This window comes from Arcobacter vandammei (assembly GCF_016106035.1).
Taxonomy (GTDB): domain Bacteria; phylum Campylobacterota; class Campylobacteria; order Campylobacterales; family Arcobacteraceae; genus Aliarcobacter; species Aliarcobacter vandammei.
Window position 1 is genome coordinate 14,183 of the sequence record NZ_JADKPZ010000006.1, and the last position, 20,231, is coordinate 34,413.

Sequence of the window (20,231 nt, forward strand, 5' to 3'; positions counted from 1 at the left end):
TTTTTAAGTCCAGTTTCTAAAAACTATAACTTATTTAAAATTTCATTTATATCTAAGTTCATTTTTGAAAAAGCGAACCATTTTTTACCCAAATCTTTCAAACTTGCTCCAATATGATAAATCTCTTTTTTATCTAAAATTAAAAATCTATCATGAGAGTTTTTAAAAGTTTTTAGAGTTATATTTGAATATTGTTTTTGATACTTTTCAAAATCCAATTTTAACTGTTTTGTTATTGCATTTGTATAAATCATAAAGTTTATATTTGGATACTTAGAAAACATAGTAAAAACCGTATCATCTATATAGTTATCTATAAGTACAACTTCTTTTCTTGCCAGTTTTAATAAATCATTTATAAAGGAGTAGCTATCAAAAATTTCTCCTTCAAAAAAGATATTCTTTTTTAAAACTAAACTATCATTTACAATTTTACTCTCAATATTTTCTATCTTATTTCTTAAAGTATCTACACTATTTTCCAAAGATACAAATCTTTCATTTGTGATTTTATCTGCATTTATCACATAGCCATTTTGTATATAATTTTTAAGTATCGTTGTAGCCCACTGCCTGAATTTTGTAGCTCTTGCTGAACTTACTCTGTATCCAACACAAATAACTGCATCCAAATTGTAGTGTAAAATATTTCTTTTTACAGTTCTATTTCCTTCTGTTTGAACTACCGAGAAATTCTCGGTAGTTGAATTTTCTTTCAACTCTTTTTCAAAATATATATTTTTTAAGTGCAAACCAATGTTATCTGTACTTGTACCAAAAAGAACTGACATTTGCTTTTGTGTGAGCCAAATTGTTTCACTATTTACAGAAACTTTGAGTTCTAGTTCTCCATCATTATAAACTACTAAATTTGATAGATTTTCCATTTTCCACTCCAAGATAAGAAATATTTAAAATTCTATCATAAAAAGAAATGAAATATAAGAAATATTACAAAATGAAAGATTTTGGAACTAAATTGAATTATACTTTAATATGAACTTTAATTAAAAAAGACCATATCAAAATATATTGAAACCAAGGATAAATCCTTAGTTTGAAAAAGAAGAGCTGGGACTAAAAGTCCCAGTTCCGAAAAAGTTTTAGAATTTCATATTCATAGCAACACTATATCTTCTACCATCTAAAACATTTGAGTTACCATCATCTGTAACATCTTTATTTGCTATATTATAAATACCAGCATTAAAACTTAGATTTTTATCATATTTATAAACAGCACCTAAATCAACAAATGTATAAGAAGGTGTTTTTGTAGTTTTAATTTTACCTGTTTTTACACTACTTCTTTCAGTTCCATTATTTCTATATATATATGTTGTATCTTCTGAGTTAGAACCAGCCGTTTCACTTCTATAATTTACTTGTGTCCATAATAATAGTTTAGAAGTAGCATCAAAATCAATTCCAGCATTAAACATATGTTTAGATAGATTATTTAATGCATATCCTTTATAAATACCAGTTTTTTGTTCACTGTCTGTATATGTATATGAGTGTCTATATTTTAGATTTTCTAAAATATACCAATCTGTTGTAAGTTCTATACCTTTGATTTCTGCTTTATCAACATTTTCGTAAAATTTCACCCCACCTGGATAATTTTCACCTTTATAATCATACATTCTAGTTCCATCTGAATTATATGCATCTGTTGTTTGAACTTTATTTTTATAGTTTGTTTGGAATAACATCAAACTTCCACCAAGTCCTAAATCAGAATTATCATAAGCAATTCCTGCTTCATAGTTTACAGATTTTTCTGGTTTTAAATCAGGATTTCCAACCATAGCAATAGCAGGACCTCCACCACCAGAAATTCCAGCAAAATTAGAAGCAGCTTGTCTTAAGCTAGGTGCTTTATATCCAGTTGTTACTCCACCTTTTAAGTTTAAGTTATCTGTTAAACTATAAACAGCATAAGCTTTTGGAGTAAATTCACTACCAAAATCCTCATTTTTATCATATCTACCACTTAAAGTTAAAGCTAAATCATCAGTTACACTCCAAGTATCTTCAGCAAATAAAGCCCATTGGTATCTATCCATTTTAGTAATTGAAGTATCTGTTACACCATTTACTTTAATAGCATTTGTTGCACCATCTTCAAGATTCTCTTTTTTATAATTTGCACCAACAGTTAAAGAGTTTGTATCAAAAAAGTAAGTCCCTTGAGTATTTAGAGTCAAGGTATCCATTTCTATACTATTTCCTGTTGTTGCATTTGCTCTAGTCGGATTTTTTGATTTTTCATAAGTTAAATATGAATTTACTAATACTTTATCATATTTTGCTTCATGAGCAATATTATAATCATAGTTTATTGATTTTTGATATGATTTTGTATTATCAGTTTGTGCATAATGTGTCAATACTTGTTTAGACCAACCATTAACTGCTCTTCCCCAAGCCATTTCAGATCTATCAACAAGATAATAATTATCACCACTTTTAATATAATCTTTTCCACCAATTGATGTAGTAGTTGTGCCACTTATTTCATTCTTTGCTGCTATACTTTTACCAGGATTTGAAGTTCTTTCTTGAACTTTATAGTTGTATCCTGCTGTTATAGTGTTATGTTCATCAGGAGTTAATATAACTTTCCCACCAACATTTGTTCTTTTATAATCTGGGTCTGAACCAGCTTTTAAAGCTCCACTACTTTTATAATCACTCTCATCTGTATTTAAAAGACCAGCTGTTAATTGAACTGATAATAAATCTTTTACTACTGGAACATTTACAAATGCACTAACATTTTGTGAGTCATTATTTACTTTATTTGAAGAGTCTGCTTTTAAATACTCCAAATTTATATTTGCAGTTACTTTATCTGAGTGTTTTTTTGTAATAATATTTATAACTCCACCCATTGCATTACTTCCATAAAGAGCAGATGCAGGTCCTCTAATAACCTCTATTCTCTCAATAGCTTCAAGTGGTGGCAGGAAATTTATAGGATTTCCTGCATGGCTTCCATTCGGACTAAATGCTTGATTATCTTGCATTGGTTTTCCATCAACCATATATAAAGTATAATCAGCACTCATACCTCTTATAGAGATAGATTGATTTGAACCACCACCATTTACATAAACACCTGGTACATTCTTAAGTACATCTGTTACATCTGTATATGATTTTTTTTCGATTTCTTCAGCTGTAATAACTGAAATTGAAGCAGCAGCATCTGCAATATTTTGCTCATATCCACCAGCAGTAGTTACAACTTGAACTTCATCAAGTTTTGTAGTTTCATTGGCACTTAGAAGTGTACCCCCCCCCGCAAGTAAAATTGCAGAAACAGACATCGCTAGTCTTATTTTCATATCCATTCTTCCTTTTTTTTGTTTTTTTAATTTCGAATAAAATTTCTAAATAGTTTTAGGAGAAAAACTATTTAATAATTATTATCAATATTGATAAAAATTGATGGAATGTTAATAAAATAAACTTAAAATTAAGTAAAACCGATAACAATTATTAAAATTTATTAGAATTTTCTCTTTAATACTTGTAATATAACCTAACTTATTACTTCTAAATATTATTTTATATATAATTGCAAAAAAATTTGAAAGGAAAATTTATGTTAAAAGAGTTTAAAAAATTCTTGATTTCAGGAAATGTTGTTGATATGGCAGTTGGATTTATATTTGGAGCAGCTTTTGCTACATTTGTAAAATCTCTTGTTGAAAATGTTGTAATGCCTCCAATTGGGCTTTTACTTGGAAGAGTTGATTTTTCTCAACTATTTATTCCATTAGATGGAAACTCTTATGATAATTTAGCTGCTCTTGAGGCTACTGGAGCACCTGCTATTAAATTTGGTGTATTTATGAATGATACAATCTCATTTTTAATTTTAGGTTTTGTTGTATTTATGTTTATAAAATCTTATAACAAATTAAAAGGTGAGCAAGTAGAAGCACCTACAACAAAGGTTTGTAATGATTGTGCTATGGATATTCCAGTAGCTGCAAAAAAATGTGGACACTGCGGAAATTGTGAATTAAAATAATAAAATAGGAAATTTTTCCTATTTTATATCTTACAAATCAACCATAGCTTTAAAAGTAACCCCTACTCTTCCTAAGCTTTCTATTTTTGTATGATTTCTCTCATTTATTCTATCATCTTCTATATATTGATGATTAATCTTTAAAATAATAGGTGTTGTATCCCCATCTACTTTGTAAGTATCAAAATATTCACAAAAAAGTGCTGTTTGAGTTGAACAAATCATTGGTGGATAAGTTTCAAGTTCTTTTCTTACTTCTATTTCAAACTTATCTATTTCACTTTGTTCTTTTGGAAGTTGAACCGCACACTTTTGAACTTGTTCATAATTTGTAATATTTGGAAAGCAAATTGTTGCTTTCTTATTTTTTAGAATATTTGCTAAAGTATCTTTTGGGCTTCCATCATCTTTTTTTCCAATTGCTACGATTACCAGTGCTGGATTTGTTGAAATTGGAATAAAATAAGAAAAAGGAGCGGCATTTAAAACTCCATCATCTTCACTTACTATCCAAGCTATTGGTCTTGGAACTATACTTCCTGACATTATTTTGTATCTATCTAAATCATTTATATCTTTATAATCTAAAATCATTATTTCTCCTTTTAAATTCTATTCTATCAAAGTTTTTATTCTAGTATAGTAAAGAGCAAAAAGTAAAAATGCAACACCTAAGCATATTGTAATTATAGTTGTAGTTGTAATATGTGCCATACTTCCTATAAATAAGGTTGTTAAAACATTTGCCAACATAAAAAACATATCATTATAAGATATTACTCTTCCTATATATTTTTTATCACATCTATTTTGTAAAAGTGCATAAGTATATGACCAAAGAAAAGCTGTACTAAATCCTACAAAAAACAAAGCCACCAAAGAGGCATAAAAATTACTTTGAGCAAATGCCCAAACTATTATTGTAAGACCTTGAAAAGTTAAAAGATAGTGCAAATTATCTTTTGTTACTATTTTATTTAAAATCATTGGTCCAATTGCAAGTGCGACCGCTCTTACACTATTTGACAAACCAATTGCAAGAGGAACAGCTATTAGTTCTTTATACTCATTTTTAGCCAAAATTGTAATCAAAGCATCATAAGATGTAAGCCCTACACTTGCATGAAGGAAAATTAAGTGTAAGATGATTTTGTTATTTTTGATATATCTTAATCCATCTAGCATCAACTCTAGGATTTTCTCTTCAACTTTTTTGTATTCGAGATCTATTTTTATTTGAACAAAAACCATAAAAGCAAGTACAAAAATAATAACATCAATCAAAATTGCTGTTTTTGCTCCATATAAATTTACAACAAAACCACTTATTGCCATTCCAACTGCATAGGTAAATGACCAAATTATCGATTGAATTTCATTTGCCATTTGAAGCTCTTTCCCACTAGATAATTTTGCTAAAAGAGACATTTCACTTGAAAAAAACATAGATGCTGCACTCATTCGAATAAAAATAAAGATTAAAAGCATCCATAAATCACTAGCATTTGAAACCAATAAAAAACAAGCTGTCATAGATAATTCTATAAAAAGTAAAGTTACCATAAGAGGTTTTATCTTAACTCTATCAATAATTGCTCCGCTCAAAGGAGATATAAGAATTGCTGGTAAAAAGTGCATAGCTGTAACAATAGCAATTGCTAACTCACTTGAACCAAAATCAACAACCATAGTATAAATAGCAACAGTAGAAAACCAAGCACCAAAAGATGCTATAAAATTAACCAAAGATAAACCTCTTATAATTGGTTTATCTTTCAAAAAATCAATATAATTTTTCAAAAAAATCCTTAAAAATTTGTATAAATATTTAGTTTAAATAGAGTATAAAAAAGTATAAATTAAATTTTAGAACTCTAAAGTTCCTTCAATAGCAAAATTTGCTTTTGAATCAAGTTCAGCATGAGATAAAACAGGAATAGAAAGACCAAATTTTTCATAAATTTCAGAAACTCTTTTTCTTAAAACTGGATCAACAACCATTGCAACTTTTGTAAATCCTTTTTTCTCAACTTCATCTAAAAGCTGTTTTGTTTTTGTTACAAGATTATTAATTTCAGAAATACTAAGCATTAGTTGAGAAACTCCGTGATGTTCTTGAAGTTTACTAATAAATTGTTGTTCAAGCTCTGGTTTTATTGTAACTATATGTAAAACTCCATCTATATCTTTGAATTTTTGAGTAATAAGTCTATATAGTTTTGACCTTACATGTTCTAGCAATATTTCTGGTACTTTTGTAAACTCTGCAATATCTGCAATTGCTTCAATGATTGTTAGCATATCAACAATTGGAATTTTTTCATGAAGTAAATCTTTACAAACTTTTAACAAGCTTCCATAAGATGTAACTTTCATAGCCTCTTCAACAACAATTGGGAAATCTTTTTTCAATCTATCAACAATATCAACAATATCTTGTCTTGTAATTATATCTTCAGCATGTCTTCTTATAATCTCTGATATATGAGTTGAGATAATTGAAGGAACATCAACAACTGTGAAACCTTTCATCAAAGCATCATCTTTTTGATCAGAATTTATCCAAATTGCATCAATATTAAATACAGGTTCTTTTACTTTTTGACCTGCTAAATTTTCTCCTAAACCACCCATAGCAAGGAGTTTATCTACTTCAACTCTTCCTCTTGCTATTGGAATTCTTTTTAGATTAAATACATACTCATTTGCACCTAAAGTTGAATCGTCTGAAATTCTAATTTGTGGAATAATAAATCCAAGTTCAGCTGCAATTGTTTTTCTTATAGCTTTAATCTTATCAAGAAGCTCAGAATTTCCTTGAACAAGTTGTAAAAGTCTAATTCCTAGTTTAAGCTCAAGAACTTCCATTCTCATAATATTTTCAATATTTTGGCTCTCATCAGGAACAGTAGCAGCTTTTTTCTTCTCTCTTAAATCTTCTGGTTTTCCACTTACTTTTGGTTTTGCATCTTTTGATTTGAACATTCTTGTAATTGAATTATCATCACCTTTTTCTATCATAACAATTGTATATCCCATAGCAATCATCATAATACCCATTGTTGATAAAATTCCAGTAGGGAAACCTGGAACAAATCCAAATAAAATTAATCCAACACCAACTAAAATTAAAGATTTACTATCTTTGATTAACTGATTAACAGCTTTTGAAGCAAATTTCTCTTCATCTGTATTTGACCTTGTAATAATAATTGCTGTTGCTGTTGATGTTAAAAGTGCTGGAATTTGAGTTACAAGACCATCTCCAATAGTTAAAATTGTATAAATCTCTCCAGCTTCATCTATTGATAAATCGTGTTGAAAAATACCTACCATTAGCCCACCAATGATATTTACAACTGTAATAATAATACCTGCAATTGCATCACCTTTTACAAACTTAGATGACCCATCCATTGCTCCATAGAAATTTGCTTCAGTAATAAGTGCTTTTCTTCTTTCTTGTGCCTCTTTATCATCAATAAATCCAGCATTTAAATCAGCATCAATTGCCATTTGTTTACCAGGCATAGAATCAAGTGTAAACCTTGCAGTTACCTCAGCAACCCTTGTAGCACCTTTTGTTACAACCATAAAGTTAATAAGAACTAAAATAATAAATATAATAACTCCAATAACCATATTTCCACCAACAACAAACTCCCCAAATGCAGAGATTATAGTACTAACAGCATCAGGACCATTATGTCCTTCACTCAAAATTGACCTTGTTGTGGCAATACTAAGTGATAATCTAAAAATAACAAGGATTAAAAGTAAGGTTGGGAATGTGGTTAAATCTGCTGGTTTTTGTATATAAAGTGAAATTAAAAGTATTAAAAACGAAATAGCAAGAGAAAGTGATATAAAAAAGTCAATTGCTGTTTGATTTAAAGGAACTATGATAATAGCAAGCATTGATAAAAACAATGCAACTGCTATTAAATCCCTAGAGAAAAAGCTCCTTAAATCAAACTTCATAGATTACTTAAATTATCTATCTCATAAAATTAACTAATGATAGTTCATTAGTTCTTGCAACAGTTGAATACATAGCTGTATATGTAAGTTCCAAAGCTTTAATTTTGATTGAAACTTCTGTTAAATCTGCACTACTTAATGCCTCTTCAAGTTTTTTATATTGATTCAATTTAGATGTAACAGATTCCAAAGCTGTTTCAAATACTTTATTTTTTGCTCCTAAATCTGCATGAGTTACATTTAAACTATCAAAAGTTTTGTCAATAGAATCAATTTGTTTTGTTAAATTTGCTCTTACATCTTCTCTTGAAATTGGATTTCCTGTCTCATCAACCATATTTAAAGTATTTATAACATCTGTCATTAAATCAAAAATATTTGTTTTTGCTTCAAACATTGTTCCATTTGTATTTGGAGTTGTAAAACTATATGTTTTTGTTGTTGCATCATAAGTTGCCGAAATTGTATCACTTGTAATATTTCCATCTAAATCATACTTAGTTAAAATATTTGTCGCAGTATCAAGCTTCCACTCATTTCCATCTTGGTCTAAAATTCTATCTTTTGCACCAAAAGTTAAAGTCGAATTTTGATATGCAACCGAAGATGTAAACATCATAGCATCAAAACCATTTACACCTCTTTCTCTATAAGAACCCTCTTCAACTGCTATTTTTCTTAATTTATTATCACCAACATAAGATATATTTCCAGCAGCATCTTTCACAAAAGGTTTAATACTTGAATCACTTCCACTAAATAGATATTCACCTTCAACTTGAGTATTTGCTAAAGTAAATAAGTTCTCTCTAGTTCCTGCAAGTGCAACTGCTATTGATTTAAGGCCAGCATCACCTGTTGTATCAGTATTTGCTTTCATAAGTTCTGATTTAACATAAGTTAAAAGATTTTTTACCTCTTTTAAACTAGAATCTGACATATTATTTTGCACTTCAGTTCTTTCAACTAAAGTTTTAATTCCATCAAAAGTTCTAACTTTATTTTGAGCAGAAGTTATTCTTCCAAATAAAACGGAATCATCACTACCATTTTCCAACTGTTGTTTTGTACCTAATTGGTAATTTAATTTTTGTTGAGTTTTATCAAGATTATTTATTCTGTATATTGTTTGTTCAACTTGACTAATCATTCTAAAGCCTTTTTAAATTTTTGCAACATATCATCATAAGATACTATCTCTTGAGAACCTTGTGTTAAGAACTCTCTAATCTTATCTTTTTTTGACATTGCAGCATCTAGTTCTAAATCCATACCTGGTTTGTATGCACCAACTCTTACTAAAACTTCATTCTCTTTTATTAATGATAATACTCTTTTTAACTTTAAAAAATCATTATATTGGTCTTTTGTAATAACTTTATCTATTACCCTTGATGCCGATTTTAAGATATTTACAGGTGGATAGAAACCTTGCTCTGTTAAATCTCGTGTTAAAACAATATGACCATCTAAAATAGACCTACTTTGGTCTGCAATTGGGTCATTTAAATCATCTCCATCAACCAAAACTGTAAAAAATGCAGTAATTGAACCTAATTGATTATTTCCAGCTCTCTCCATAAGTTGTGGCAAAAGAGCAAAAACTGAAGGTGGATAACCACGACTAACTGGTGGTTCTCCTGTGCTTAATCCTATTTCTCTTTGAGCCATTGCAAATCTTGTAACACTATCCATCATAAGTAGTACATCATGCCCTTTATCCCTAAAATATTCTGCAATACTCATAGCTGTAAATGCTCCATATTTTCTCATTAAAGCTGATTCATCAGAAGTTGCTGTTACTAAAACTGTATTTTCCAAATTTCCACCAAGATTATAGTGGATAAACTCAGGGATTTCTCTTCCTCTTTCTCCAATTAGTGCTACAACTTTTATAGTAGCTTCGCAACCTTTTACAATCATTCCCATTAGTGTTGATTTTCCAACTCCACTTCCTGCAAAAATACCAACTTTTTGACCTTTTCCACAAGTTAGCATTGAATCTATTGGTTTAACACCTGTTGCAAATTTTTTATCTATTATTCCTCTATCCAAAGGCGACATTGAAACTTTGTTGATTGGTTCATTGCTATCAACATCTCTTATTTTTCCTTTTCCGTCTATTGGTTCACCTAAAGCATTTACAACTCTACCTAAAAGACCATTTCCACACTTAATAGTCAAGCCATCTCTTTGCAAAAATATTTTGTCATTTATTTTAAATCCATCAATAAAAGAAAATGGAACTATAATAAAATTTGACTCTTCAATAACAGTAACCATTCCTAAAACACTATAAAGTTTTTGAACTGATTCTATTCTTACAATATCTCCAACAGCTACTTCAAGCCCTGTTCCTGTTAAAGTAATTGATGAAATATGAGTAATTCTTCCAAAAGCAATTGTAAGTTTTGTTGGGTCTATTTTATTTAAAATATCATCTATATTCATTTCATCTCATCACACATTTTTTTATAAAGACTATCTTGTGTATTTTCTACTTTTTTACATTTTTTCAAATACTCTTCTTTCTTTGATTTATTTCCCAAATTATCATATAAACTCAAAATATCATAATATATTTTAACTTCATCATTTGGAAGAATTTTTCTAGCATTTTCTAAAGCTCCTAAAAGTAGCTCTAATGCACGATTTTTATTATCATTTTCTTTAGAAATTCTTGCTAGTTCCATCTCTACAAAAGGAGAATACACAAAAGCTTTAAAATCTTTTTGTTTAAAATATAGCTTTTCTAAAATATCATTTGCCTCTTTTATCTTATTTTTTGATGTTAAATACAAATAATAATCATGATAAAAATCTATAAGAGCTGGACTATTCTCACTTTGTTTTATATATTCTGGATTATAATTTGCATAAATAAAAAATTTCTCCATAAAATTTGGATTATCTTTTGCCTTATTTATTTGGTATCTTATTATAAACTCATTTGCCAAAGCTTTTTTGTCATTTAGCATTTCAACTTTTGCAGAAAAATCAAATGCCTCATCCAATTTATCCAAAGAAAGTGCCATTTTTTCAAGATATAAATATATATTTGCATCTTTACTTGTATTAAAAATATCTTTTAACTGATAAAAAGTTTTGTCATTTGATGTTTCAACCAAACACTCAAAAAAGCTATATTTTAGTGTTTCATCTTCAATAATTTTTTCAAAAGTCTCATTCTTTGCATTTTGTAAAATTGTACTTAACTCTGAGCATTCTCCTCTTTGTATCTTATCTTTTATAATTTCTAAATCAATCTCACTAAAAATTTCATCCATATTTTTGTAGCCAAATCTTTTTGCTATTTCATTTGATATTTTTTTATAAACTGCTTGAGTTTTTAAGATATTTTCATACTTCTTATCTCTTTTATCAATCATCAACTCTTGTAATAAAGCCTTTTGTTGCATCTCTTCACTATCTTCATATTTTTGAGCAATAACATTTGGTGCAATAACACCTTGTCTCATTAAAATTTCATCTAAATACATAGCTGAATTTTTTGAGTATAAACCATTTTCATAATCATTTATAATCTCTTTATATAGCTCTTTTGCCTTTTCTAAATAGTAGTTTGTCTTATCATACATTCGCATATATGTATTTGCCAATTTATACTTATAATCTTCTATTTGCTCTTCTTGTGTTGTTGTATTTAAAAGCTCAATTAAAATTTCAGAAGCATGTTCTGGCATATTTGCTTTTAAAAGTTTATTTATTTTTTTATTTGCTAAATATGTATCAACTGCATAAAATTCTACATTTGTCTTTAAAACTTGGCTTATAAGTTCATTTGCTTTTTTCATATCACCTGATAAAACATATACATCAAAAAGTTCATCAGCAACCAAAGTAGCAATAGTTTTATCTTTTGTTGTTGATAAAATTTCATATAAATAAGATGCTGATCTTCCATAATCTTTTTGATATTTAAAAACTTTTGCCAGTGCTATTTTTCCATAAGTTTTTGTAAAATTATTATCAAAATTATCTATTATTATTTGTGCAAAATATTTAGCATTATCAATTTTATTTACAGATAATTTTAAATCAACCAAAAGCATATAAGCATGTGGTAAATCAGCTTCATTTATTTGAGAAGAGTTTATAGCTTTTTCTAGCTCATCACTTGCATCAAGCAAAAGTCTTTTATTATCTTTTTTTAAAGCTAATTCTGAGTATAAAACAATAATATCTGAAGTTAAAATTTTAAGCTTATTTTTCTCTTTTAACTCTTTTATTTGTGTAAATGCTTCTTCTATTTTATCATTTCTTGAAAGGTATCTAATATTTTCCAAAATATCAAAACCATCTCTTATTGTCTGTTTCGTCTCTTCTGAGATTTGTTTTCCATTTGAATCAATAAAACTATAATAGAAATCTTTTTGTGCATTTAAAAGATTTAAAAAAATAAATAAACCTAATAATATTTTCAAATTTTACCTTTTTCTTTTTAATTCATAAACATAAGAGAAAATTTCAGCCATAGCTTTATAAAAATCACTAGGTATCTCTTTATCTACTTCAATTTGTTCAAATAAACTTCTAGCAAGTGCAGGATTTTCAATAATTGGAATATCATTTTCCCTTGCTATCTCTTTTATTCTTAAAGCTATAAAATCTATCCCTTTTGCAACAACTAAAGGGGCTTTATTTTTTGTATTATCATAATTTAAAGCAACAGCATAATGTGTTGGATTTGTGATAATAACATCAGCACTAGGAACACTACTCATCATCCTTTTTTGTGCCATTTGCATCTGAATTCTTCTAATTCTTCCCTTTACTTGAGGATCTCCCTCCATATTTTTATACTCATCTTTAATCTCTTGTTTGCTCATTTTTAAGGATTTCATATAATAAAATTTTGTAAAGTAAAAATCCATTATAGCAAAAATAATAATAATAAAAAGAATTGTCATAATAAAAATTATGCTTAGGTTTACTATTGTTTGTAAGGTTGCATTAGTATCTTGATTCATCATATATAAAATATCTTTATAGGTTAAAGAAAACAGTAAAAACATAACAGCTACAATAATTGTCAATTTAGCTGTTAATTTCAAGGCTTCCAAAAGTTTTTTTAGACTGAAAATATTTTTAAAACCTTTTATAGGGTCAAGTTTTTGTAAGTCAAACTTCAAAGGAACAGATACAAAACCAAATTGCATCCAATTTCCAGCTAAAACTAAAATAAAAACTAATAAAAATATTGGTGCTAAAGCCTTTAATAGTGTCATTCCTATTGTAAATACAATAACATAATATAAATTCCCATCAATTTCGCTTCCAATAAAGCTATATGAAAAAAGCATTAGTTTTTTAATCTCTATTAGAGAAAAAGTTGAGAAAAATAACAAATAAACAGAACCAAAAAGTAAAATAGCAGCTCCAACAACTTCTGTTGATTTACCTACATTCCCCTCTTTTTTGGCATCCTCTATCTTTTTGGATGTGGGTTCTTCGGTTTTTTCTTCATCATCTGCCATAAACTAAGCCTTATTGAAATTTATCTATAAAATAGTTTGTAAAAGCATCTGCAAAAATTTCCATTCCTAAAATTAAGAATACAAAAATTAGTGCAAATTTAAGTTGAAAAGTGATTATAAAAGGTGAAAATGCTGGCATTGATTTTGTACCATAACCATAATAAACATCCATAATAAAACCAATAAAAAACAGTGGTAAAGCAAAGGCAAAAGAAAAAGCGAACATTCTTTTTATCTCATCAATAGCTAATTGAATACCATTGTAAGAGAAAATATCAAAACTACCTAGATGTATCATTGAAAAACTTTTTACTAAAATAACTAAAGTCATCTCATACATTCCTGTTTGAAAAAATAAAACTATTGCTATCCAAGAGAGCATTTTTGAAACTAAACCCTCTTGTCCACCAGTTGCTGGGTCAAACATCATAGCCATTGATAGTGCTGTTGAATACTCGACAAACTCTCCAATAATTCTAACTGCAGAAAAAATAATATTTATAAACATAGCAGCAACTAAACCTAGAGTAATTTCTGAAAATAGTGAAAGTAAGAAATTATCTTGATTAATATTTCCTTGTATTTCAACCAAAGGATAGATAAAAAATGTAATATATAAAGCTAAAGAGACTCGAATTCTAGCACTAACAGCAGTATGTCCAAAAATTGGCATAAATGCTGTAAAGGATAGAACTCTTGCAAATAAAAGTAGAAACTGAAAAAGTACAGTTTCATCCAATAAAGATATTAATGCTTCCATTACATATAATCAAATTTATCATCAATTTCTTTATTCTCTTCTTGAAGTTTCAAAATTGTTTGTGTATCAATATGTTCATCTTGATTTCTTTGTTCTTCTTGTTTTTGTTGTTGATTTCCATCTTGATTTTTCTCTCCAGAATTAAAATCAAGATTAAACTTTGTATTTTCATCAAAAGTTTTATTTAGTGAATTTCTAAGTAGATTTTGATTTTCCATTAAAGCATCTAATGTAGCTTGACTACTAACACTCATACTAATAGAAACATCACTATTTCTTTCACTTTTCATCATAATAGCAATAGTTCCTAAATGTTCAGGATGAAGATTAATTCTAAAAACAGTAACAGGTGGTTTATAATTTTCATACATTTGTCTTGCAATATCTGACATCATATTTGTCATCTGCTGTCTTGCACCAATAATTTTTGTTTGAATATTAAACGATAATGGAGAGTTTACATTTACTAGCTTATCTTCTTCAATATTTAAGCTATTTTCAAGTAAAGCTGCACTTGCTTCCACTGATTTTGTGATTAAATTTCTTACATCAACACTTCTAATATTTTTTTCATTTAATAAACTATCTAAAATAATTTTTTTATCACTTAAATCTCTTAAATTATTTTTCTTAATTACTTCATCTAAGCTTGTAGTTTGTTCAACATCAACTCCATTTGCATCTAAATCTAAAATAGCTGCACTTTTTTGAATATCTTCTAAACTAGCACCATCTTTTAAAAGCTTCATAGCTTCTGTTTTATTAAAATTTAGTTGTGTATTTATTTGGTTTTTTTGTTCACCTAAATAGATATTTGAAACAACTTCTTTTGATTGCTTATCAACTTGTGTTAAGTCAATATTTTTATTTACAAACTCCTCTTGCTTTTTCATACTATTTTGAATTAAAGCATCCATAAGAGATTTTGGTTTTTGTTCTTCTACTTGCTCAATAATATTATTTTCTACACCATTTAAAACTTCTATTGGTTTTGTATTTAAAATGATAACTTTTTCATCATTTTTTATTGTTGCTTCATTTTTTATAACACCATTTGCTTCATCAAGTACAATATCACTTTGTATAGTTGTTGTTGAAACTATCTCTTTATCTCCTACATCAACAATAACTTGCGAAGTTTGTGTAGTTTTTTGCTCATTTAGATTATTCTTATCTTCAACTATTTTGTTTTTTGCATCACTAATTAATTTATCAAGAAGAGCTGTTGGAGAATTCTCAACTTTAACAACCTCATCTTTTACATTCGTTTGAATAATAGTAGCTTCTTGTTCTAAAGTTTCTTGTACTATTTGAATTGATTGATTTGGAGTATTATTTGTATCTTTTACCAAAATATCTTTTTTTGCATCACTTACTAATTTATCCAAAAGAGAGCTTGAACTATCTGTTTGTAGTTTTAGTTCTGATTTATCTTCTATCTTTATTTCAGACTTAATCTCTTCACTTAATAAATTCTTATTTTCACTTACTAAAGAGTTATTTGTATCTTTTACTAAAATATCTTTTTTTGCATCACTTACTAATTTATCCAAAAGAGAGCTTGAACTATCTGTTTGAGGTTTTAAATCTTGAGTTAAATCTACTTTTGAATCTGTTTTAATTTCAGCTTTAGTTTCAGTTTTTAAAATAACTTCTTTACTTTCATCTAAATCTAAAATAGCATCTTTTAAACTATCTAAAAATTTTGGATTGCTTTGTGTACTTTCATCTATATTTTCTTTAGTTGTATCAACAACTTCACCATTTGATATTAACTCTTTTGCTTCAATTAACATCTTATCCAAAAGAGAACTAGAACCTATAGTTGTAGTTATATTTTCCATACCATTTGTTACCATTTTTAAATTATTTGAAGATTTAGTCTCAATATTTATATCTAATTGTGCTTTTGTATCTATACTACTTTTTAAAATAGAATCAAAAAGAGACATACCTGTTTTTTCATCTTTTTGACCACCTAAAAGAGAAGATCCACTATCTAAACTAGTTCCTTCTTGTATAAAAATATCTATAGCATTCATTTTTTACTCTTATGCATTTAATATCTCTAAAGTTTTAGAGTCAATTGACTTATGAGTATTAAATGCACTTACATTAGCCTCATAAGACCTCATAGCTTCGATTAAATCAACCATTTCAATAACTGGATTTATATCAGGATATGCAACATAACCTTTTTCATCTGCATCTGGGTGAGTTGGATCATACCTTAAAACTGGTTTTGCATCACTTTGAACGATTGATTTAACACCAACTCCTCTTAAAGCTATATCCGAATTCTTATCATTTGTTATTTCAACTTCATTTGAGTTTGTTTTTTTATTAGAATTTGAAAGTAAAATATCATGAAAAACAACTTGTTGTTTTTTATAAGGACCACCCTCTTGCGTATGAGTTGTTTTTGCATTTGCAATATTTGCACTTACTACATTTATTCTAGTTCTTTGAGCTGACATTCCAGAGCTTGAAACATTATATCCATCAAAAAAACCCATAATTTACCCCTTTTACTAAATTTGCATTCTTGTAATTTCTCTATATGCACTAATTGCTTTATTTTTTACTTCTAGTGCTAATTTTAGAGATAATTCAGCCTCTTCAATTCTTTGAACTGCTTCTTGAAGATTCGAAACTTTTCCTGTTGCTATACCTTCCATTGCTTTGTAACCTTCAATTTGTTCGCTATTTAACTCTTCTAGTGAATCATTTAGCATCTCTTGAAAAGAGATTGAATTATTTGAAACTTCTTGTTGATTTAATTGTGATTGGTTAAGTTTTACATCATTTAAAGAGTTTATAATTGATGATATATTCATATTTTACTCCTAATTTTTACTTTCTTTATCGTTTGAATCGATAACATCTTTAACTACAAGTTCGTTTAACATAGAATTTATTTTATCTTCATTATATTTAAAATCAAACTCTTTTCTTTTATTTTCTAAACTAAATAGGCTAATAATTAATGATACCATAATATTGCTCAAACCTTTCAAAAGTAAGGTAAAGAATACAACTCCAACTAGCATTTCCATTGGAGTAAATAGTTCAGAATTAAATAAAAAAAACAGTAATGTCCCAAAAAAACCAGTAGCAATATAGGTTTTGAATAGTCCACTATTCATTAAATTTTGCGAAAATCTCTCTATTACCATTTCTTACCAACAACAAAAAGATAACAAAAAAATAGTTTTTGCAAAATAGCCCTTTACTCTATATTTAATAATAAATTTCTAAGCACCAATTCCATTTGCAAAGTAATTTCATCATTTTTAAATTCATTTGCAAATACTCTTCTAAGCCTACTTGTTGTTGCAATATTTGAACAACTTGAAATATTTCCTAAATATTTTACCATAAAATCTGATTTTAAACTATTTTTTTTCGCTAAAGATATTAAAGAGTTAGAAATATTCTCTCCACTTTGGTATGTTTTCGTATGATTAAAACATAACATTAATTTAGATTTATTCAAAGATAACATTTTCATCAAAGCATAAACATCAGTTAATGCACTAGGGTCCATTGAAGTAATCGCTAAAATATTATCTGAAATAGCTAGAAACTCTTTTACATAATCATTTAATCCAGCTCCAGTATCAACTAGCAAAAAATCAAAACTATTTAAAGCTAAAATATCATCTATAAAATTTGAAAAAACAAAGCTATTTTTAAATGAGCTATATGAAGAGGAGCTAACACCTGCAAATAAAGAGATATTATTATAAGGTGTTTTTGTTATTGTCTCTTTTAAACTAATTTTTCCTTCAATATAATCAAAAAAGCTATATTGTGGCTTTACATCAAATAAAACTTGCATATTTGCTAAACCAATATCAGCATCTAAAACAGCAACTTTATAATCTTTTTGACTCAATAAAAGTGCCAAATTTGATGTAATTGTAGATTTTCCAACTCCACCTTTTCCAGAAGTTATTGTTATTAATTTTGTTTTATAAGAGTTTTTTTTTACTCTACTTGCCATTTCCACAAGTTTACTTGCTTGTGATGAAATATTATTATACAAATCTATCTTCTTATACATCTATTATTCATAAAACAATCGATCAAAAAATTTGAATCAGAAACAATCAAATCATCTGGAACATTTTGTCCAATAGAAAAATATGTAATAGATTTCTTTGTTTTATGTGAAAATGAGATTAAATTACCAAAACTTTTTGTTTCATCAAGTTTTGTAAAAGTCAAATAATCAATTCCTAATCTTGTATAAGTCTTATATATTTCTAATAAATCACTATATTTTACATTTGCAGGAAGAACCAACACTTTTTCAATATTTAGCTCTTCAACTCTTTTTTGGTACTCATTTATAAGCTCAATTTTATCAATATCGTATTGGCTAGAACCTGCTGTATCAATAAAAATATAGTTACAATCTTTTAATCTTAATAAAGCTTCTGAAAAATCTTCAGGATTTCTTACAATCTCCAAAGGAAGCCTCATAATATTTGTATATGCTTGAAGCTGTTCTATTGCTCCAACTCTATATGAATCAAGAGTAATAACTCCAACTTTATAATTTTGATTTAATTTATAAGCATATCGTGCTGCTAGTTTTGAAATAGTTGTAGTTTTTCCAACTCCTGTTGGTCCTACCATCATAATAACTTTTCTTTGAAATCTTCTTAGAGGAACTTCATGTTTTATAGGAATTACTCTTCTTAAAATTAATCTAAAAAAGTCATCTATTTTTTTTGGGTTTGATTTAAAAGCCAAAGGAAGTTGCTTTATAGTTTTTTTCATAATAGTATAAGTCATCTCAGCATCGAACTCATTTTGTTCAAAAATATTATACATAGAGGCAAATTCAGGAGGAATTGTTAAATCATAAAGTTGGCTTTTAGGATTCCAAAGAGATTTTTGAACCTGCTCTAGTGCAGATTGCATTTTTAAAATCTCCTCTTTAAAATCGTAAGTTTTTGCTCCACCATAAGTTTCAACAGCTTTTTTACTAATTAATGGCTTATCTTTCTCTTTAGTTTTACTATTTTCTTCAACAGCAACAACAATTTCATACATATCTTTCCCATTTTCCAGGGCATTTGATACTTTTTTTGTTGATATTACAATAGCATCTTCACCACACTCTTTTTGAGCCAATGCTAGTGCGATTGTAGGTGTTTCTCCTAAGAAAGAGAGCATATTCATTTTAATCTTCCATCTTTATATATTTGCTCAATTGTTCCATCAAGGTTTTTAAATCTAATAAACTCACTATTTTCATAGATTATTTTCCCTTTTTTCTCTATTTCAAGACCACCAAAATTAAAAACTATTGTTTCATCTTGAAATTTCTTTATATCTTTTTTACAAATTACCGTATTTTTATTTATATAGTGTGTAGTAATATAAATTTCATTCGATATGTCATTTAATGTTACTATTTCACAAGATTTATTTACATTTGAAATATCTTTTGAAATAAGTTTTGAAGAAGTAACTTGTTCATTTAATTTAATAGGACTTTTTGCAACTAAAACATTTTGTGCAAAAAGTGTAATATTTAATAAAATACTTAAAAAACTAAGCTTTAATATCAAATATTCTTCCTCCATTTACACTACTAAACTCAGTTACTAACTCTTTATACATATTTTGAATAGGTAAAACTATATTAGATAATTTCTTATTTAACTCATATAGCTCTTTTAAATTATTTTCTAAATAATCTACTTTTGATCTATAAATATTTACATCAACACCTTTTTCAATCTCTTTTATTAACTCTTTATTTAATTCTGCTTTACTTAAAATAATATCTTCTATTAATCTTTGTTTCATATCGTTTCTTTTTAATAAACTCTCATGATTAGCAACTTTTATATCAGAAATATCTTCATTTATAGAATTTTTTAAACTATCAATTTTTAAATTCATTTGCAAAATAACATTTTCAATCATT

The 20,231-nt window shown here is 27.5% G+C and carries 19 protein-coding genes; 1 reads left to right on the forward strand and 18 read right to left on the reverse strand.

The window, feature by feature from the left end:
* Positions 1 to 23: 23 nt before the first annotated feature.
* Positions 24 to 887 (reverse strand): virulence RhuM family protein, encoded by an 864-nt coding sequence (locus IQC44_RS04380; protein WP_198305138.1) that lies wholly within the window; start codon positions 885 to 887, stop codon positions 24 to 26.
* Between the two features lie 216 nt (positions 888 to 1,103).
* Positions 1,104 to 3,353 carry a TonB-dependent receptor domain-containing protein gene (locus tag IQC44_RS04385; protein WP_228286255.1) on the reverse strand — a complete coding sequence of 750 codons (2,250 nt, stop codon included), beginning with the start codon at positions 3,351 to 3,353 and terminating at the stop codon, positions 1,104 to 1,106.
* 260 nt (positions 3,354 to 3,613) lie between these two features.
* On the opposite strand from IQC44_RS04385, the gene mscL reads away from it, so the two are divergent.
* On the forward strand, positions 3,614 to 4,045 hold the full coding sequence (gene mscL / locus IQC44_RS04390) for a large conductance mechanosensitive channel protein MscL (RefSeq protein WP_198305140.1): 432 nt from the start codon (positions 3,614 to 3,616) through the stop codon (positions 4,043 to 4,045).
* A 30-nt stretch (positions 4,046 to 4,075) separates the two neighbouring features.
* Here mscL and IQC44_RS04395 read toward each other — a convergent pair whose 3' ends face one another.
* The 16 genes from IQC44_RS04395 to IQC44_RS04470 form a co-directional block, all read right to left on the reverse strand.
* Positions 4,076 to 4,639 (reverse strand): flavin reductase family protein, encoded by a 564-nt coding sequence (locus IQC44_RS04395; protein ID WP_198305141.1) that lies wholly within the window; start codon positions 4,637 to 4,639, stop codon positions 4,076 to 4,078.
* Between the two features lie 18 nt (positions 4,640 to 4,657).
* A complete protein-coding gene (locus IQC44_RS04400) occupies positions 4,658 to 5,845 on the reverse strand; it encodes an MFS transporter (RefSeq protein WP_198305142.1) in 1,188 nt (395 codons plus the stop codon).
* Positions 5,846 to 5,911: 66 nt separating this feature from the next.
* Positions 5,912 to 8,026, reverse strand: a complete 2,115-nt coding sequence (gene flhA / locus IQC44_RS04405; protein ID WP_198305143.1) for a flagellar biosynthesis protein FlhA — start codon at positions 8,024 to 8,026, stop codon at positions 5,912 to 5,914.
* Between the two features lie 16 nt (positions 8,027 to 8,042).
* Positions 8,043 to 9,176: a flagellar hook-associated protein FlgL gene (gene flgL, locus IQC44_RS04410; protein ID WP_198305144.1), complete on the reverse strand. Its 1,134-nt coding sequence runs from the start codon at positions 9,174 to 9,176 to the stop codon at positions 8,043 to 8,045.
* Entirely contained in the window at positions 9,173 to 10,477 is a 1,305-nt protein-coding gene (gene fliI, locus IQC44_RS04415) for a flagellar protein export ATPase FliI (RefSeq protein ID WP_198305145.1), read from the reverse strand. The genes flgL and fliI overlap by 4 nt, the downstream gene beginning before the upstream one ends.
* The gene (locus IQC44_RS04420) at positions 10,474 to 12,471 is read right to left on the reverse strand and encodes a tetratricopeptide repeat protein (RefSeq protein ID WP_198305146.1); all 1,998 of its coding nucleotides are present in this window, start codon (positions 12,469 to 12,471) and stop codon (positions 10,474 to 10,476) included. The genes fliI and IQC44_RS04420 overlap by 4 nt, the downstream gene beginning before the upstream one ends.
* 3 nt (positions 12,472 to 12,474) lie before the next feature.
* Positions 12,475 to 13,524 carry a flagellar biosynthesis protein FlhB gene (gene flhB / locus IQC44_RS04425; protein ID WP_198305147.1) on the reverse strand — a complete coding sequence of 350 codons (1,050 nt, stop codon included), beginning with the start codon at positions 13,522 to 13,524 and terminating at the stop codon, positions 12,475 to 12,477.
* A gap of 10 nt (positions 13,525 to 13,534) precedes the next feature.
* Positions 13,535 to 14,284, reverse strand: coding sequence for a flagellar biosynthetic protein FliR (locus IQC44_RS04430; RefSeq protein WP_198305148.1), 750 nt, complete (start codon positions 14,282 to 14,284; stop codon positions 13,535 to 13,537).
* Complete coding sequence (locus IQC44_RS04435) at positions 14,284 to 16,326, reverse strand: flagellar hook-length control protein FliK (protein ID WP_198305149.1); 2,043 nt, start codon at positions 16,324 to 16,326, stop codon at positions 14,284 to 14,286. The genes IQC44_RS04430 and IQC44_RS04435 overlap by 1 nt, the downstream gene beginning before the upstream one ends.
* A gap of 9 nt (positions 16,327 to 16,335) precedes the next feature.
* On the reverse strand, positions 16,336 to 16,800 hold the full coding sequence (flgC, locus tag IQC44_RS04440) for a flagellar basal body rod protein FlgC (protein ID WP_198305150.1): 465 nt from the start codon (positions 16,798 to 16,800) through the stop codon (positions 16,336 to 16,338).
* A 15-nt stretch (positions 16,801 to 16,815) separates the two neighbouring features.
* Positions 16,816 to 17,121, reverse strand: coding sequence for a flagellar hook-basal body complex protein FliE (fliE, locus tag IQC44_RS04445; protein WP_198305151.1), 306 nt, complete (start codon positions 17,119 to 17,121; stop codon positions 16,816 to 16,818).
* Positions 17,122 to 17,130: 9 nt separating this feature from the next.
* Positions 17,131 to 17,460, reverse strand: a complete 330-nt coding sequence (locus IQC44_RS04450) for a hypothetical protein (RefSeq protein ID WP_198305152.1) — start codon at positions 17,458 to 17,460, stop codon at positions 17,131 to 17,133.
* A gap of 53 nt (positions 17,461 to 17,513) precedes the next feature.
* Positions 17,514 to 18,350 carry a P-loop NTPase gene (locus IQC44_RS04455; protein ID WP_198305153.1) on the reverse strand — a complete coding sequence of 279 codons (837 nt, stop codon included), beginning with the start codon at positions 18,348 to 18,350 and terminating at the stop codon, positions 17,514 to 17,516.
* Positions 18,335 to 19,477 (reverse strand): flagellar biosynthesis GTPase FlhF, encoded by a 1,143-nt coding sequence (flhF, locus tag IQC44_RS04460; RefSeq protein WP_198305154.1) that lies wholly within the window; start codon positions 19,475 to 19,477, stop codon positions 18,335 to 18,337. Before flhF ends, IQC44_RS04455 begins: the two co-directional genes overlap by 16 nt.
* Complete coding sequence (locus tag IQC44_RS04465; protein ID WP_198305155.1) at positions 19,474 to 19,869, reverse strand: hypothetical protein; 396 nt, start codon at positions 19,867 to 19,869, stop codon at positions 19,474 to 19,476. The genes flhF and IQC44_RS04465 overlap by 4 nt, the downstream gene beginning before the upstream one ends.
* Positions 19,853 to 20,230 (reverse strand): hypothetical protein, encoded by a 378-nt coding sequence (locus IQC44_RS04470; RefSeq protein ID WP_198305156.1) that lies wholly within the window; start codon positions 20,228 to 20,230, stop codon positions 19,853 to 19,855. The genes IQC44_RS04465 and IQC44_RS04470 overlap by 17 nt, the downstream gene beginning before the upstream one ends.
* Between the last annotated feature and the right edge of the window lies 1 nt (position 20,231).

What these genes read in the sequence shown, in the direction of transcription:
- IQC44_RS04380 (WP_198305138.1), bottom strand. Translation starts at nt 887, where the DNA reads ATGGAAAATCTATCAAATTTAGTAGTTTATAATGATGGAGAACTAGAA.
- IQC44_RS04385 (WP_228286255.1), bottom strand. Translation starts at nt 3,353, where the DNA reads ATGAAAATAAGACTAGCGATGTCTGTTTCTGCAATTTTACTTGCGGGG.
- mscL (WP_198305140.1), top strand. Translation starts at nt 3,614, where the DNA reads ATGTTAAAAGAGTTTAAAAAATTCTTGATTTCAGGAAATGTTGTTGAT.
- IQC44_RS04395 (WP_198305141.1), bottom strand. Translation starts at nt 4,639, where the DNA reads ATGATTTTAGATTATAAAGATATAAATGATTTAGATAGATACAAAATA.
- flhA (WP_198305143.1), bottom strand. Translation starts at nt 8,026, where the DNA reads ATGAAGTTTGATTTAAGGAGCTTTTTCTCTAGGGATTTAATAGCAGTT.
- flgL (WP_198305144.1), bottom strand. Translation starts at nt 9,176, where the DNA reads ATGATTAGTCAAGTTGAACAAACAATATACAGAATAAATAATCTTGAT.
- fliI (WP_198305145.1), bottom strand. Translation starts at nt 10,477, where the DNA reads ATGAATATAGATGATATTTTAAATAAAATAGACCCAACAAAACTTACA.
- flhB (WP_198305147.1), bottom strand. Translation starts at nt 13,524, where the DNA reads ATGGCAGATGATGAAGAAAAAACCGAAGAACCCACATCCAAAAAGATA.
- IQC44_RS04430 (WP_198305148.1), bottom strand. Translation starts at nt 14,284, where the DNA reads ATGGAAGCATTAATATCTTTATTGGATGAAACTGTACTTTTTCAGTTT.
- IQC44_RS04435 (WP_198305149.1), bottom strand. Translation starts at nt 16,326, where the DNA reads ATGAATGCTATAGATATTTTTATACAAGAAGGAACTAGTTTAGATAGT.
- flgC (WP_198305150.1), bottom strand. Translation starts at nt 16,800, where the DNA reads ATGGGTTTTTTTGATGGATATAATGTTTCAAGCTCTGGAATGTCAGCT.
- fliE (WP_198305151.1), bottom strand. Translation starts at nt 17,121, where the DNA reads ATGAATATATCATCAATTATAAACTCTTTAAATGATGTAAAACTTAAC.
- IQC44_RS04450 (WP_198305152.1), bottom strand. Translation starts at nt 17,460, where the DNA reads ATGGTAATAGAGAGATTTTCGCAAAATTTAATGAATAGTGGACTATTC.
- IQC44_RS04455 (WP_198305153.1), bottom strand. Translation starts at nt 18,350, where the DNA reads ATGTATAAGAAGATAGATTTGTATAATAATATTTCATCACAAGCAAGT.
- flhF (WP_198305154.1), bottom strand. Translation starts at nt 19,477, where the DNA reads ATGAATATGCTCTCTTTCTTAGGAGAAACACCTACAATCGCACTAGCA.
- IQC44_RS04470 (WP_198305156.1), bottom strand. Translation starts at nt 20,230, where the DNA reads ATGATTGAAAATGTTATTTTGCAAATGAATTTAAAAATTGATAGTTTA.